Genomic DNA, 16,020 nt, shown 5'->3' on the forward strand with positions numbered 1-16,020 from the left:
TTCTGAGTATCCGGATTTCAAGTGAAGAGGACCGGACGGCAGGAGTTCCTTCGTCCCGACATCCGATCCATCCGCCCTGTCACTGCTTTTTATCTTCGAACACCTGCAGCTCGTGGATGGACCAGAAGTTCCCGTCCGCCGATCCGAGCTGGGTGATCTTGATGTATTTCGCGAGCGTGGGTTGGAAGGTGATTTCAGTGATGGGGTTCTTCTCCTCCGGCGCTTTCGCGACGGGCTGGCTCCATTCCCTGCCGTCTTTCGAAACGCTCACTTCATAACCGCGCGGGTAGTCGTTCGCGGAGGTGCGGGTGTCCAGTGTCAGTCCGCTGACGGGAGCTTCCTTGTCCAGCTCGATCTGGAACCACATGCCGGGCCTCATGAACTTGTTGGTGGAGTAGCGGGACTCGGCGCTGCCGTCGATGGCACGGTTCGTCTCGTCGTTGTTCTCGCTGGCGGTGAGTTTCAGGTGCGAATTCGGAATGACCTGCGGGAGCCGGGCCTGGAGCTCCTGATAAGTCCATGGCTCGTTACGGCCCGCGGTGTCCTTGCGGGCCTGGGCGACCTCGGCGGGATTGATGAAGCTGCCGCGGTTGCCGAAGTTGTTGCGGACGTAGCTGAGCACGGAGGCGATCCATTCGTCGTCATTGCTCGCCATCGGGATCATGAGGCCCTCGTATTTCTTCCCCTCGATCTCGCCTTGCATGCCCTTGAGCAGGACGTAGATGCCGCCCTTGGGATTGCTGGTGATGGTCCTGGATCCGCCCAGCGGCGGCGCGAGCGTATGGCCTTTCAATCCGGCGACCTCGGTGCCGAGGCCGTTTTGTCCGTGGCACGAGGCGCAGAGGGTGGAGTAGATTTCCTCGCCCTTTTTCAGGACGACGCGTTCCTTGTCGGAATATTCCGCGAGCGACTCGCCGGGCGAGAGCGTGAGATAGGCTCCGATTTCCTTCACTCCCTTCGCCGTGGATTTCAGCACGGTGTCGGTGACAAATTTCTGGTGATCAGGCCATGCGAGGTACTTCGCGGTCATGCAGGCCTGCAGCACGACGTTCGGATCCGCATCGGCGGCGAGTTTCTCGATGTCCTTGCGGAACGAGGCATCGCCCTGGCGGAAGAGGGTCTCGCTCACGCGGATCGCCCCCGCGCGGACCTGTGGATCCGCATCCGCCATTTTTTCCCGGACAAGCGCGGGTGTGACGGAATTCAATCCCTGCAGGGTCCACAACGCATGGAGTCTCGTGAGCGGTGCGGTGTGGATGCGGGCCACCCTTTCCAACAGCGGTACCACGGACTTGTCCTGCCGCAGGACGATGAGGCGCTGCGCGGTGTCCCGCCACCATCCGTTGGGGCTGGCCAGGTGAACGGCGAGCTGGGCCGTGGTCTCCTCATACATGCGCGGCTGTTTGACCTTCTTCGTAGTGGTGTGCGCCAGCCGCCAGACACGGCCGCGGCCGGTGATCTTGTCGAAGTTGTATTGTTCCACGATGGTGCGCAGATAGCTGCCGGGATTCACCCACGCGGCCTCCTGGATGATGCCGCGGTACATGTCCGTGATGTAGAGCGTGCCGTCCGGAGCATTGGTCATGTTGACCGGGCGGAAACAAAGATCGGTGGAGCGCAGGAACTCGGATCCCGCGTTCTGATAGGGATTGCTCAGAACCTTCAATCCGCCCTCGTTGGCCACCTTCGCGCGGCGGACGAGACGGCCCACCGGCTCACCGAAGAAAACGTCCCCTAGCATTTCCGCCGGGAGCTGGTCACCGCGATAGACGTCGATACCCGCGCCGGAGCTGAACCCGTTGAGCGTGCCCTCCGGTTCGCGGGCCTTCCCCGGACCGCCTTGGAAATCCCGGACACCGGCCGCGGGAAACAGAGTGGTGAAGCCTTTCTCGAACTGGTCCTGCGGATTGAACATCCCGTAAACCACAGGTGCCTGGAAACTGAGCGGCCCTTTTTCCCCACCGGCGTTCACGTAGTAGAGGTTGCCGGTGTTGTCATGGCCCAGGCCCCACTGGCCGTCGTTCGCCTTGGTCTCCTCCTTGCGGATCCCCTCCGGCGTCCAGCGCAGGCGGAAGTTGTTGTAGGTGGTGTAGATGGCGTTGTCGATGGCCCAGACCAGTCCGCTGGGCTGGTGCTCGAGATTTCCGCCGCGCGGTCCTCCCCGCCACCAGAGTTCCTTCTTGTCGGCCACCCCGTCGTTGTTGGTGTCGGTGTGGAGATAGAGATCGAGGCTGTCGGTTTCATTCACGACGATCTGGCCCTTCCCGAGCGGCAGGATCATGCGCGGCAGCATGAGCTTGTCCGCGAAGATACTATGCTTGTCGTAGGTTCCATCACCATCCGTGTCGGTATGGAGGGAGATGCGGCTGGCGGGCTCGCGCTGGCCGTTGCCGTCGATGTCCTGCATGTAGGTGCGCATCTCCGCGACGAACATGCGTCCGTTGCCATCGAAGACGGTGACGACGGGTTCCTTGATCTCGGGTTCGCTGAGGACGAGTTCCATGCGGTAGCCCTCGGGAAGCTGGAAACTCCCCACCGCCTCCTGGGGGGACAGGGCCTTCACGGGAGGCATGGACGGCAGCTTCGCGGGTTCGCCATGGGCGATGGCGGCGGTGCAGATGAGCAGGGTGCGGGTTTTCATGAAATGGGTGGTGGTCAGGGCATGGGAGCGTCGGTCCTGCGTTTCCCGGTGACCATCTCCTTGCCCATCTTGGTCAGCTTCATCCAATGGTCGGCGGGCTTGCCCTCGTTGGTGATGAACCGTCCCCAGGCGTCCAGCAGGACCTCCGGCGGCACCGGCTGGCGCGGCAGCCCGCGCCGCTCCCATAGCAGGCGGAGCGTGCCTTTCCCGGTGCGGTGCCGGTAGTCGAGCCGGTAGTCCACGCTCGCGCCGGATTCGAAAAACACCGGCTCCACCGTGGAGGCCGGTCCGTTCAGATCCTTCGCATCAAGGACCTTTTTACCATTGAAAAGCAGCTCCACATCATCGCCCGGAGCACCCTCCACCGAGAACGTGTATTCACCCGAGACGGGCACCACGATCCTCCCTCCCATGCGGGCGAAGAAATGATCCGCCGCGATGTCCCGGTGCGGGGCGGCACCTCCCAACGGCAGCTCCGCCTTGTCCAGACGTACGAATTTCCCCTGCTCCTGCGCGTTCGCCCCGTTGTAGTACGTGACTCCGACTCCTTGTCGCGAGGGTGTGGGCGGCGCGTCGTCACTCATCGGCATGACGGCGGTCGCCTCGTCATATTCATCGAACATGCCGACGAAGATCCGGTCCGCGCCCGCCTTGGCCGCCTGCGAAAACTGGTTCCAATAGTGCTTCCCACCCTGGCGCGGCGTATGGGCCAGCGTCGTGTCCCCTCCCGGCAGATGCTTGAGGTTCGCCCAGGAGAATCCGGGCATGACATGCGCATGGTAGCCCAGCCCGAGCCTGCCGAAATCCGCCTGATCCTCCTGATAGCGCTGCGACATCCAGCAGAGCACGTCGTCGTATTTCCTGAAATGCTCCTGCCATGATGGTTCCATGTCGCGCCAGTTTCCCGGAATTCCTCCGATCAGGTGGTTGCCTCCATACTGGGGGTCATTCTTGAAAAAGTCCGCCACCGCGTTCGCCGTTCCGAGGGAGATCCGTCTGTCCGGAAATGGCATGCCCCAGATGAAGACCACGGGTTTGCCGCCCTCGCGCGCATAGTTCGGATCCTCCATCACCTTGAATTTATCCACGAACCACTTCCAATCCTTCTTGAGCGTCTCCAGCAGCTTCGCATCCGGATAGCCGCTGATGTCGTATTCCACCGCCCAGATGCGTCCCTCGCGGGCGGCGGCGGCGCGCACGTTCGCCAGCACCCACTCCGGTCCGCCGCGGATGGAGTTGAAGTCGTCCGAGACGAAGCGCTGGAGGAATGCTCCGTCGATGTCGTTCTCGCGCATCCAGCGGAAATGGGTGTCCACCACGCCCGGCCAGGCCGAGGAAAACAGATACGCCTGTTTTCCGCTTTTCAGCTTCACGTCCGCCGCCTTCTCCAGCAAGGACGGGGCGTATTGGGAGACGTCCGGCCACATGTCCACGGTGAACAATCCTTCCGGGATGTTCCCCCAGTGGACCCAGCCCCTGCCATACGGGTCGTTCGGCGTGCGGAACCATCCTTGGTAACCGGTCATCACCTTGCCCTTGAGCGTGGTGTTCTCCGCCGGCCGCACCCTCGGTCCCCGGTAAGGACCATCCCATGGTTCCGAAATGACATATTTGAAATTCGCGTCCTCGAACGGGACGTCCTGCACGCCGGCATTTCCCACCGCCAGCTTCGCGCCCCGCGAGTTTTCGATCCCCACCTTCAGCGAGATGCCGCCATTTCCCGAAACCGGCACACCCCGGAAGCGCATCAATGCCGAAACCGCCCTGCCCGAGTCCGTCCGATGAAAGCCGAGGAAGCGGTCCGGCTTGATCGGCTCGCCTCCCCCGGGAACGAGCCGCACATCCAGCGTCCCATAGCCCGTGTCCAGATAGGCGACCTTCACATACAACACGCCGTCCGCAGGAACCGCCACCTGCCCGGCGGGGAGGAATTTCAAACCGCCGGAGGCCTCGTCACATACCCACGCCTTCGCCGTCCGGTCGCTCACCCGCACGGACACCTGCTCCAGCACCCGGCCGTCATCGGAAGTGGCCTGGAGGGTCACCGGCGCGGCGGAAGCCAGAGAGCCGCCCAGCCACGCCAACAGCAGGATTTTGCGAAATAGTGGTATGCTGCGATCGATCATCCTCGGGTCGAGACAATCAACCGGGAAGTCCCTGTTGGATAGTCCCCAAAGCGGGGACAGATGGGCGCGGAGGCGCTCCCGGAGGAGGATTCAAACGTGCGGAAAATCCCCGGCAGCCACCAAAAACACCATAGACACGCCGCCACCTGTTTTGTAAAATATCAAACACCAGCGGGGGACATACCCCGCATCCCCCCGGAATGTCGGTTACCCCGCCGCCATTTCCCATCCCCCCGACACCCATGTTCATCATCACCGTAATTCTCATTTACATGCTTTCCGTCTTCATCATCCGGGGCTGGATATTCGCCATGCTTCACCGGGACGGAGTCACCGACGCCTTCGAATGGGAGCACGATCTCGAATTCGCCGGTCAGGTTGCCCTCATCGCAGGAATGCTCGGTCCTGTGGGCGTCCTGTTTTTCTGGTTGGTGACAGACCGCGCGCAACACGGATGGACGTTGAAACCGGATCAGAAGTAGCGCTCCAAGGAATCGCGCCACCGTTCGGTCGGCAAAAGGAACATCCGAAGCCCCCTGACGTTCACTCCCGCGCGGACTCCGTCTCAAGCAAACGGAGGGCTCTCTTGAGGTCGTCGGGTTTCGCCGGTTTCACCAGATGGAGATCGAATCCCGCCTCGTCTGTCTTGCGACGGTCCTCCTCGGTTCCCATGCCGCTGAGGGCGGCGAGAAAAATCTCCGGGTAGCGTCTGCGGAGCTCCCTTGCAGTCTCCAAACCGTCCAGCCCGGGCATTCCCAGATCGAGGAACACCAGTTTCGGAGCAAAGGTCGCGGCCAGTTCGATCGCCTCCCGCCCGTCATACGCCACCGCCACCTCGTAACCTTCGATCCGTAAGAACACTCCGAGAATATCCGCGGCGTTCCTGCTGTCATCCGCGACCAGGATGCGGGTGGGATCCGGCGGGGCAGGAGAAAAACGGATGTCTTGGTTTACGTGGGATTGCTCGGTTTCCATGGGAATGGGTTGGGCTGGGGCCGGGCATCTGGTTCCGCCCGGCCGGCTTGGGACAATGATAAGCGCGATATTCCGGCCGCGCATCCCGAACGTTTGAAAAATCAGCTCTCCCGCCCGGATTCCGCAGGAGTCAGGCGGGAACAGGGGCGTTTGCGGCGATGAGTTTTTGCTCCTTCAGCTCCGCCCAGAAGGCGGCGGGGATCACGGCCTTCATGGATTCCGCGTTTTCCCGGGCCTGCGCCGCATCGCGGGCACCGGGAATGGTGGCGGCGACGACCGGCGGCGCGGCGGTGAATTGCAAGGCCGCAGTGCGCAGGTCCACGTCATGTTTTCCGGCGATGCGTTTCATCTCCCCGCGCTTTTCCTTGAAGCCCGCCGGAATGGTGCCGCTGTAGTCGTACCGGTCCAAGCCGGCGAGGAAGCCTGCGTTCAACGGAGCTCCGACCACGATGGAAGCCCCGTGTTCCTCACAGGCGGGAAAGAGTTTCTCCAGCGCGTCCTCGTGCTTCATCAGGGAATACTGGGTGGCGGCGAGGAAGATATCGGGATCGGAAACCTCCAGTGCCTTGAGGATCGGTTCCGCCGTATTGACGCCGAAGCCCCAGCCCTTGATCAGTCCCTCATCCCGCATGCGGCTGAGTTCCGGCATGGCTCCCTTGGCCGCGATGTCGAAAAATTCCGTCCATTTTTCCTTCATGTCCTGATTGTCGGAAGAGAGGTCGTGGATGAAGACGATGTCGATGCTGGAGAGGCCGAGCCGCTGGAGGCTGTCCTCCACCGACCTTCGCGCGCCCTCCGCGGTGTAGTCGTAGCGGTAATTGAAGCCGAGATCGCCCTTCCACATTCCGTGTTTGAAATCCCGGTCCGGCACGAGAATGCGCCCGATCTTGGTGGAGAGCACGAAATCCTCCCGCTTCTGGTCATCAAGGAAGTGTCCGAAACGCCGCTCGCTCAGGCCAAGCCCATACCAAGGAGAGGTGTCGAAGTAACGCACACCCGCCTCCCAAGCCGCCGCGAGCGCCTGTTCGGCGTCGTCATCCGGCGTGACGCGGAATCCATTGCCGATGGCCACCCCACCGAGGCCGAACCGGACATCCGGCCGGTAGCGCCTGGAGGCCTGCCGTGTGGCTTTTTCCGGTTTCTCCACCCCGGGTTCCTCTTGGGCGGATGAGCGGGAAGTGGCGGCGGCGGCCCCCGCCATCGTGGCGGTGATCATGAAGTCTCGGCGTGTGGTCGTCATCCGCCACGTTAAACCCGCTTTCCCTTCACTTCACCTGACTTTTCGGACGATTTGAAATTTCCCCCGGTGCTTGCGGGCAATCCACTTGAAATCAGTTTTTCCCGACGCCGCCGTGGGAGACCGCATCACTGGCTTTCACGAGCAGATTGGCGAGGTCGTTGATCCTCACCGGCTTGTTCATGAACTCGTTCATTCCCGATTCGAAACACCGCTGCCGGTCGGCGGGGACGATGTTCGCGGTGAGCGCCGTGATGAAGGCCCGGGGATGGTCCGGAAAATGCCGTTCCCTTTCGCGGATCTTTTTCGTTGCCTCGATGCCATCCATTTCCGGCATCTGGAGATCCATCAGGATGCAGTCCGGATGCTCCTTCGCATGGAGTTCCATGGCTTCGAGACCGTTTTTCGCGCTGAGTGATTGGTAACCGAGCCTCTGGAGCAATGTGAGGATCAGCCGGAGATTGATCTTGTCATCCTCGACCGTGAGAATGCGGAGCGGATGACGGTGGGCGAAGTTCTCGTCCAGCTTCGCGGGTGCCGCACCTCCGGATTCCCCAAGTGCCGCGGACTCGTGAACCAGAGGGACGGCGAGAACGAACTCCGCGCCATGACCGGGCACGCTGCTCACCCGCAGGGTGCCGCCCATCAAGGTCGCGAGACGCCGGGAAATCGCCAAGCCGAGGCCTGAGCCGCCATAGCGTCGGGAAATGCTGGAATCCGCCTGGGTGAAAGGGAGGAAAATTTCCTCATGCTGCGAGGCAGGCAGCCCGGGACCGCTGTCCTTCACGGTGAATTCGTAGATGTCCGAATCCGCCTTCCGTTCCAGACCGAGGGTCACGGAACCGGAGCCGGTGAACTTGATGGCGTTTCCCACCAGATTCAACAGGATCTGGCGGATGCGGTTCGCATCGCCGTCAAGCTGGCGCGGGATGTTCCCGATGGGGAGAACCGTAAGCGCCAACCCTTTCTGGGCGGCTTGCCGCGCGAACAAGGTGTGGATCTCGGCAAGGGTGTCGGAGGGAGAGAAACGGACCGTCTCCAGCGGCAGATGGCCGGCCTCGATGCGGCTGAAGTCGAGGATGTTGTCCAGGATGCGCAACAGCGACTCTCCGCTGGAGGTGATGATCCGCACGTAGTCCTGGCATTCCGGCGTGAGGTCGGCGGTACGGGCGAGAAGTTCCGAGAATCCGAGGATGCCGTTGAGCGGCGTGCGGACCTCGTGGCTCATCACCGCGAGGAACTCGCTTTTCGCGGATTCCCCGGCCCGCGCCTTCTCCGCGAGCTCCTTTTCGAGCGCCAGCGCGCGCGCCAGCTTGTCCTCGCGGATTCGCTCCATCGTCACGTCCCGGAAAGTCCAGATCCTGCCGTAATGGTGGCCGTCCCTGCCACGCACGGGGGATGAGAAACGGTCGAGGATGGTGCCGTCCTCCAGTTCGACCTCGTCCCGCCCGATTTCGTCCGGATTGGCATAAAGCTGGGAGACCCTTTCCGAGAACCGCCGCGGATCCTTCGTCCGCCCGATGACAAACGCGACCTGCAGCGAGTCGTCCGGACTCTCGGCGATCTCCGGAGGGATCTTCCACAGCTCGCTCATCCGCTGGTTCTGGAGAATCTTCCTCCCCTGGCGATCCACCACGAGAATGCCGTCCAGCGCGCCATCCACCTGAGCTTCGAAAAATGCGGTCCTCCGGAGCAGGGTTTCCTCGATGCGTTTTCTCTCGGTGATGTCCCGCTGGATGCCGATGAACCGGACAGGATCGTCATCGTGCGCCGGAATAACCGCCAGCGAGAGCTCGTTCCAGAATGGCGTGCCGTCCTTGCGGTAATTCAGGATCTCCCCTTCGAACGGCTCGCAGGCATCGAGCGCGGCACGCATTTTCCGGATCACCTCCGGATCACTGTCCGGCCCTTGGAGGATGGAGCACTTCCGGCCGAGCACCTCGCTCTCCTCGTAGCCGGTGATCTTGGTGAAACTCGGGTTCGAGTAGGTGATGAGCCGGTTCTCATCACAGATCAGGACGCCTTGGGACACCGCGACCAACGCCTGCTCCCGCAGATGGAGGAGCGACTCCCGCTCGTGGCGGTCGCTGAGATCGCGGATGATGCCGAGCAGGTTCCCGTCCGGCATCATCGTCGCCATCACCTCGGCCGGAAACGTCGAGCCGTCCTTGCGCCGGAACCACCACTCGTTGAGGAATGCGGATCCCACCTTGATCGCCGCCAGCGCCGGTTTGATGCGGTGGACCTCCTTGTCCACGAGAATGTCCGTGGCATTGAGCCCCACGAATTCGTCATGGGTGTAGCCGAGCATGCGGCAGACGCTCGGGTTGCCGTCGCGATAGGTCGCACCGAAGTCACAGACGACCAGCCCTTCCGGCGAGTAGTCGAAGAGGGTGCGGTATTGCTCCTCGCTCTGCCGCCGCTCTTCGGCGCGTGCGAAATTGTCGAGTGCGAAGGAGATGTCACCCGCCGCGGATGAGAGCAGCGCGATTTCCCTGTCCCTGAAAAAATCCGGTTCATCCGCGTAAACGCTCAGGATGCCGCACGGCCTGCCCTTCAGCCGGATCGGAAAAATCGCCGCGCCCCGGAGATGCCGCCGTTCCGCCTCCTCGTGCCAGATGGACATGCGCGGATCCACGGACATGTCCTGGCAGATATACGGACGGTCCTCCAGAAACGCCTGCGCCGAGGGAGCCCGCGCCGTCCCGGTGGGAATCCTCACGCCCTGTAAAAACTGGTTCGTATCGCCATGTTCCGCGATGGGCAGCAGCATCCCGGTGCTGTCATCGTGCCACCCGACCCACGCCATCGGGAATTCCCCCAGTTCAACGAGCACCTCGCAGACCTTGCGGAACAACGCGTCCCTGTCCGGGATCCATACAATCGCCTGGTTCACCTGGCTCAGCGCGGTGTAGAGGCGCGAAAGACGGGCGATCTCCCGCTCGCGCTCCTTGAGCAGTGTGATGTCCCGGGAGATTTTGGAAACTCCGACAATCCTCCCCCCGCCGTCCTTGATCGGAGACACCGACACCGAGACATCGATTAACCGCCCGTCCTTGGTCTGTCTCAGGGTTTCAAAGTGAGTCACGCGCTCCCCGTTCCTGATCTTGCCGATGATGAACTCCTCCTCGTCCCGCCGGTCCTCCGGGATCAACCGAACGATCGACCCGCCGATCATTTCCTCCGCTCTGTAGCCGAACATTCTTTCCGCTCCCCTGTTCCAACTGGTGATGGTCCCCGAGAGGTCCTTGCCGATGATCGCGTCGTCGGACGATTCGACGATGGCCGCCAGACGGGTTGAGGCGATCTCGGCCTTTTTCCTCTCCGTGATCACGGCGCGGATGGCGACATATTTGCGGATCTCTCCCAGTTCGTCGGCAAACGGCACGATCGTGGTGTCCACCCAATACAAGGTGCCATCCTTCGCGCGGTTCCTTATCTCTCCTTTCCAGACCTCCCCCCGCTGGATCGTGCTCCACATCTCGAGGAAAAACTCTTTCGGATGGAATCCCGAGTTGATGAGGCGGTGATCCTGTCCGATCAGCTCCTCCCGCGAGTATTGCGAAAGTTCGCAGAACTTGTCGTTCACGAAGGTGATAGTTCCCTGGGGATCGGTCACCGCGACAATGGCGTACTCGTCAAGCGCCGCCTTCAGGTCGCGGATCTCCTTGAGAGCGGCTTCGAAATGGCTCATCGACTCTTCCATCTCCAGAGGATTCACCGGGGGGCTGGACGGGTTTTCCATGGCTTAGAACCTATCGGATCACAAAGCTGAATGGAAAAGCCCGGACCGCCAGCTTTTTCTTTGTCAACTCTTTCCCAGTGCGTCGCCGAATCTCCTACCAGTCTCGCGCGATGGCTGGCGCGCCCCCGGACGGCAAAAAGCCCGGACCGGTCATCCGGCCCGGGCTTGTAGATCCAAAGCCGGATATCAGTTCACCTTCACCCGGAGGAATCCTTTTCCAGACAGACCGTTGGAGCTGTCGAGGCGGAAGGTGCGGTATTCATATTCCGCAGGTGCGGGCAGCAGGCCGGTGGTGACCGCCGGGATCACCCGGGAGACCGGACTGTCGAATGTCACCAGATCAGGCGAACCCTGGATGGTGTAGGTTGTCAGCCCGTCGATGGTGGTCGCGGCGGGTGACGTGCTTGTTCCGAAGGCCGGGGTGGACGAACGCACCGCGATGGTGAGCAGTTGCTCCTTGTCGCTGTCGTCATCGAGCGCCGTATCCTCCTGGATCGCATGAACTAGGGGTCCGCTGCCGCCATCGTTCGGCGAACCGCCAAGGGCGAACTCAAGGGCATTCGAACTGCCGTCACCATCCGGATCCTTGGCGGAGCCGATGATGTCCGGATCCGTGACACCGGGGAAATACGAAGAAATCCACGAATCGTAGGCATTGCCCGCGCCGACCGTGAGCGTCAGCACGCCGGTGGACTCGGAATATCTCCAGGTGTTGACCCCATCCACCCTGGTCCAAACGTCGCCTGACTCGGTGAAACCAATGACCGTGAAAGAGGCTCCATGGGATTTGTTCACCGAACTGTCGACCAAGGTCCAGCTGTTGCCGTTGGCGATGGCGGCGGCGGCGAGCTCGATGTTGAAATCGCCGTCCAGCGTGGCAGTTCCGGTTCCGGTGACACGGTTGGTCACGCCGTTCGCGCCGAGGAAGAAGCGCAGCCGGGCGTTGTCGGCCAGTGTCACGCCGCCCGCGTTGATGGTGGTGTTTCCAAGATAGGTGTTTTGGCCGGCGAGGGTGAGCGTGCCGGTGCCGTTCTTGGTGATGCCGCCGCCTCCGCCCGCATCCTGCAGCGCGCTGGTGGCGGTTACATTGAACGAGTTGGTGTCGATCACCACCCCGGCGGCCTCGATGCTGGCGAGCGTGAGGTTGCTGATGAACGCGGCGTTGTCACGGACAGCCTTCAGCGTGCCGCCGCCGAGGTTGAGCAGGCTGGTGGACACACCCGCGGTGGTGCCGCTGGTAATGCCGCCGATGGCGAGCGTGCCGCCCCGCAGGTTGTAGGTGTTGGTGCCGGAGGCGGTGCCGTTGCCGAGACGGAGCACGCCCGTTCCCCCGACGGTGGTCCCCGCATCGCTGTAGGCGGTGACGGTGCCACCGGTCTGGTTGACGGTGTTGCTGCCCGCGGTCGAATTGTTACCGAGGAGGAGGGAGGCGCTGCGCGTCAGTTTCACCTCGGCGGTGTCGCGGATGTTCAGGGTGGCCCTGCCGTTGTCATAGTTTCCTACGACGAAGTTGAACGCCCCGGTGCCGGTGTTCATGCTGAGCTGTCCGCCGCTGAGCGTGACGGTCGCGGTTCCCCGCTCTCCGAGCAACACGTTGTTCTTGATGGTCAGGACACCTCCGGACTGGTTGAAGGTGCCGACCCCCGTGGCCACCTGGCCGACGCGGAACGAGCCGTTGACATTCAGGATGCCGGACGCGCTCAGGTTGAGGGTGGCGGTGCCTTCCTCACCGATGATCAGGCCCCGGTCGCCGGTGACCTGGTTGTAGGTGCCTCCGCTGATGTTGAGGAACGAGGCGGTGGACGAGGCGTAGCGGGCCACCGAGTTCCAGCCGTAGCCGTTGACGGTGCCGCCGCTGAGGTTCCAGGTGGCGTTGCCGTTGACGCCGAGCTGGAGGTTGTTGTCCCCGAAGTTGCTGAAGGTGCCGCCGGTCTGGTTGATGAGACCCGTGGCACCCGCACCACGTCCCAACAGCGGGGTGCGCACGGAGATGACAGCGTTGTCCTGAAGCGTGATGGTCCCGGTGCCCGTTCCTTCCTCGCCGAGGGAAAAGTCATCGAAGTTGGTGAACGACGCGGTATCCTTGACGATGAGGTTTCCCGTGCCCCCAAAGCGCCCGATGGAAACGTAGGACAGGATGGACGCCGAACCGACATTGACCGCGCTGGTGTCAGCGACGGTGAGGGTGACATTGGAAGCTCCGGCGGGGATTCCCGCGCCCAAGCCCATCTCGATCTGCCGGCTGTTGAACACCGAACCGCCGGTGAGCGTGATGTTGGTGGTGGCCCCGCGGCTTTCCCCCAGCAGGGAGGTGCCCGTGTTGTTCACCGTGGAACCGGCGATGTTGATGTTCTGGGTCGAGAGATTCGCGAGGCTGTTGGCGAAGCCGGTGGACAGATTCACCAGATTGACGGTGGAGCCGGTGATGTTGACGGTGGAGATGTTCCCCGCATCGCCGTTTCCACGACCGACGGCGAGCCAGCTTGAGGCGTTGAACGTGGTGTTCGTGATGTCAAGGGTCCCTCCGGACGTGGTGGTGGAACCCACCCAGACTCCGCCCGTTTGGATGACCTGGGCAGGTGTGGTTCCGCTGCCGTTCAGGACAAGCCTGCCTCCGTCGGCACGCACCGAAGTGGTCGTGCCGAGGGTGTTCGTGCCCGTTCCCGTGAGGATGAGCGTGCCGGGACCTTTTTTCACGAGTCCTCCGGCGGTGGAGGTGAGAGAGCCGCTGAAGGTCAGGTTGGCCGCCGCGTCCGCGACCTCGATGCCGCCCCCATCCGCCACAACCGAGAAGCCGCGGTTGACCGTGGCGGAGCCTCCCGTATAGGTGAGAATGCCGCCCGCGAGGGCCAGGCTGGCGGGCGCGGCGCTGGAAGCGCCGATCGGACTGGCGACGCCGCCGTCGGCAAGAGTGCCGACGCTCAGGCTTCCTCCTTCGACCCGCGTGGTGCCGGTGAAATCATTGATCGTGCCGATGGTGACCTTCGCGATCCCCTGCTTGGTAAGACCGACGGTGCCGGCGGCGGGATTGGAGATCTTGCCCGCCCCGGTGAGGGTGTAGTCAGCGGAGGAGTTGTTGAACTGCACCAACGCTCCGGGTCTCACCGTGACGCCGTTGCCGATGGTGACATCCGCGGTGACGACCGGCGAGAAGTCCGGTAGATAATCGCCGAACAGCACGGGATCGCCGTTGGCGAACATCGTGGGAAGAGAGGTGGCGGCATCCACCCAGTTGGTTGTGGTCGTGTCCCAGGCCCCGCTTGACGCACCCGTCCATGCAGGCGATTTCACCGAGACCCTGAGATCGATGGTGTTGTCCGTGGTGTTGTTCACCAGGGTCGCGGTGACTCCCAGCGGAAGGGTTCCCACCTTGAAACTGGTGAATCCGCCGGAACCGGCGAGGCTGGCGTAGCGGATGAGGGGAAATTGTCCTGTGCTGAGATTGCTGCCGGCGAGGTTGATGGGGATGGTCCCCACGCCGCCATTGATGGTGAGGGCCCCCGTGATGTCGATGACAGCGGTGGCGGTATTGCCGTTCGCCCCGAGGTTGATGTCGATGCCGGAGGAGGCCTCAAGCGTCAGGCTGGCGGGGGTGATACTCACGGCCAGGACGCCCGCGCCCACGCCGAAGGTGGCGGAACCCGCCACGGTGACGGGACCGTTGGCGGCGTAGGAGTCGGTGGTGGTGACAAGCTTGCCGGCATTGACGAAGGTCGGGCCGGTGTAGGTGTTCGGACCGAGCAAGGTGAGGGTGCCGGCTCCCTGCTTGGTCAGGACACCGGTGCCCGAGATCACCTGGTTGATGCCGCTGCCGATGTCGAAACCGTTGGAATCGATGATCGCGCCGCCCGTCTTGATGTCGGCGACGTCCAGATTGTCAAGGAAGAGGGCCTGCGAGGAGGTCGCCTGGACCAGCGTGCCGTTGAAAGCGACCTCGGAATTTCCCGCTCCGCCGAAGAGGCGGCCCGTTTTCAGGGTGCCTCCGTTCAGATTCACCACACCGAGGTTGGCCGTATTGTTCCGGGCGACCATGAGGGTCGGCACCCGCACTTCTCCAGACTGCGAGATATTCAGCGAGGCGAGACTGCCCTCTCCGATATAAACAGGTCCCTGCTGGATGTTCAGCAATCCGCCGCTGATGTTGATGATGCCCGAATTGGTCAGGCCGCCGGTTCCGATGGTCAGTCCGTTGGCCGCCGTACCGGTCTTGGTGACGGTGCCGCCCGTGATGTTGAGGGTGCCGTTCGCGCCATCGCGGCCCACGGCGATCCAATTGTTCACCGTGACCGCTCCCGTCTCGCTCAGATTGTAGACGCCGGTGGTCGTGGTGGTGGAGGTGGTGACGCTGTTCCCCACAAAGAACTCCCCGCCCGTCACCGAGACCGTGCCGCCGGATTGGAAGACCGTTCCGAGGGTGGGCGTGGTGGCACCCGCGAGGCCGCCGACGACGAAATTGTTCGCCCCCGCCTTGGTGAGCGTGCCGCCCGTCATGTTCAGGGTCCCGACGCCGCCCGCGCGGCCGATTCCCACGCCGTTGTTGTTCACGTTGATCGCGCCGCTTGAAAGGTTCACGACGCCGGTGCCCCTGCCTCCCACATTGCTCACCCCGACGTAGAAAGCCGCTCCGGGCAGGTTCAGGGTTCCACCGTTGAGGTTGAGGGTTCCGCTGTAGCTGCCTGAATTTCCCGCGACCGCCTGGGTATCACCGATGCGGAAGGTGTCGGCTCCGGTGGGGTTGTGGTTGAAAACCGCTCCGGAGCTGATGTTGAGAACTCCGGTGGAGCCAGCGGCAGGGGTGCCGAACCCGGACGCACCGCCGCCGACAAGCGTGTTGCCGCTGTTGGCATTGAAGATGGTGCCGGCTCCGGAAACAGTCAGCGTGCCGACTCCGGCCCCGCTCTGGCGGCCGGCCCAGACGGCTCCCGTGCTGTTGAAGGTGCCACCGGAGATTTCCAGGGTGCCCGCCGCGCCGTTGCCCGCGCGTGCCCCGGCGACGGTGGTGGTGCCGGAAGTATGTTGGGAAGTGCCTGCGTTGCCGATGTTGGCGTTGTCGAGAGTGCCCGGAACACCGGTGCCGGGCCCCGCCCCGACAAGCCAGTTGGCGGCGGTGTTGAAATCGCCGGTCGTCGTGTTCCAATTCAGTTCGAGCGCCTGCGAGTCAACTGTCAGACAAACGGTCAGGGCGGTGGCGAAAACGGTGGTCTGGAGAAAACTTGCGAAGGGCGATGTCTTGGATTTCATGCGGAATAATGGATTCAGGAGGGAGAAACGGATGCGCCCTCCCACATGAAAATGT

General features: G+C 62.7%; 7 protein-coding genes. 1 reads left to right on the plus strand and 6 read right to left on the minus strand.

The genetic code is table 11. The features are described 5' to 3' along the window. Positions 1-79 precede the first annotated feature (79 nt). Positions 80-2,641, minus strand: a complete 2,562-nt coding sequence (locus tag JIN84_RS21470; protein ID WP_200353157.1) for a DUF7133 domain-containing protein — start codon at positions 2,639-2,641, stop codon at positions 80-82. A 14-nt stretch (positions 2,642-2,655) separates the two neighbouring features. Continuing rightward, complete coding sequence (locus JIN84_RS21475; RefSeq protein WP_200353158.1) at positions 2,656-4,767, minus strand: PA14 domain-containing protein; 2,112 nt, start codon at positions 4,765-4,767, stop codon at positions 2,656-2,658. A gap of 242 nt (positions 4,768-5,009) precedes the next feature. On the opposite strand from JIN84_RS21475, the gene JIN84_RS21480 reads away from it, so the two are divergent. Then, positions 5,010-5,249 (plus strand): hypothetical protein, encoded by a 240-nt coding sequence (locus JIN84_RS21480; protein WP_200353159.1) that lies wholly within the window; start codon positions 5,010-5,012, stop codon positions 5,247-5,249. Between the two features lie 61 nt (positions 5,250-5,310). On the opposite strand, the gene JIN84_RS21485 is transcribed toward JIN84_RS21480, so the two are convergent. From JIN84_RS21485 to JIN84_RS21500, 4 genes are all read right to left on the minus strand, one after another. Continuing rightward, positions 5,311-5,742 carry a response regulator gene (locus JIN84_RS21485; RefSeq protein WP_200353160.1) on the minus strand — a complete coding sequence of 144 codons (432 nt, stop codon included), beginning with the start codon at positions 5,740-5,742 and terminating at the stop codon, positions 5,311-5,313. Between the two features lie 130 nt (positions 5,743-5,872). Beyond that, positions 5,873-6,958, minus strand: coding sequence for an aldo/keto reductase (locus JIN84_RS21490; protein ID WP_234043643.1), 1,086 nt, complete (start codon positions 6,956-6,958; stop codon positions 5,873-5,875). A gap of 115 nt (positions 6,959-7,073) precedes the next feature. Beyond that, positions 7,074-10,724 carry a PAS domain S-box protein gene (locus JIN84_RS21495; protein ID WP_200353162.1) on the minus strand — a complete coding sequence of 1,217 codons (3,651 nt, stop codon included), beginning with the start codon at positions 10,722-10,724 and terminating at the stop codon, positions 7,074-7,076. 186 nt (positions 10,725-10,910) lie between these two features. Next, complete coding sequence (locus tag JIN84_RS21500) at positions 10,911-15,965, minus strand: beta strand repeat-containing protein (protein ID WP_200353163.1); 5,055 nt, start codon at positions 15,963-15,965, stop codon at positions 10,911-10,913. Positions 15,966-16,020: the final 55 nt, after the last annotated feature.

This window comes from Luteolibacter yonseiensis, assembly GCF_016595465.1.
Classification (GTDB): domain Bacteria; phylum Verrucomicrobiota; class Verrucomicrobiia; order Verrucomicrobiales; family Akkermansiaceae; genus Luteolibacter; species Luteolibacter yonseiensis.

What these genes read in the sequence shown, in the direction of transcription:
- JIN84_RS21470 (WP_200353157.1), bottom strand. Translation starts at nt 2,641, where the DNA reads ATGAAAACCCGCACCCTGCTCATCTGCACCGCCGCCATCGCCCATGGC.
- JIN84_RS21475 (WP_200353158.1), bottom strand. Translation starts at nt 4,767, where the DNA reads ATGATCGATCGCAGCATACCACTATTTCGCAAAATCCTGCTGTTGGCG.
- JIN84_RS21480 (WP_200353159.1), top strand. Translation starts at nt 5,010, where the DNA reads ATGTTCATCATCACCGTAATTCTCATTTACATGCTTTCCGTCTTCATC.
- JIN84_RS21485 (WP_200353160.1), bottom strand. Translation starts at nt 5,742, where the DNA reads ATGGAAACCGAGCAATCCCACGTAAACCAAGACATCCGTTTTTCTCCT.
- JIN84_RS21490 (WP_234043643.1), bottom strand. Translation starts at nt 6,958, where the DNA reads ATGATCACCGCCACGATGGCGGGGGCCGCCGCCGCCACTTCCCGCTCA.
- JIN84_RS21495 (WP_200353162.1), bottom strand. Translation starts at nt 10,724, where the DNA reads ATGGAAAACCCGTCCAGCCCCCCGGTGAATCCTCTGGAGATGGAAGAG.
- JIN84_RS21500 (WP_200353163.1), bottom strand. Translation starts at nt 15,965, where the DNA reads ATGAAATCCAAGACATCGCCCTTCGCAAGTTTTCTCCAGACCACCGTT.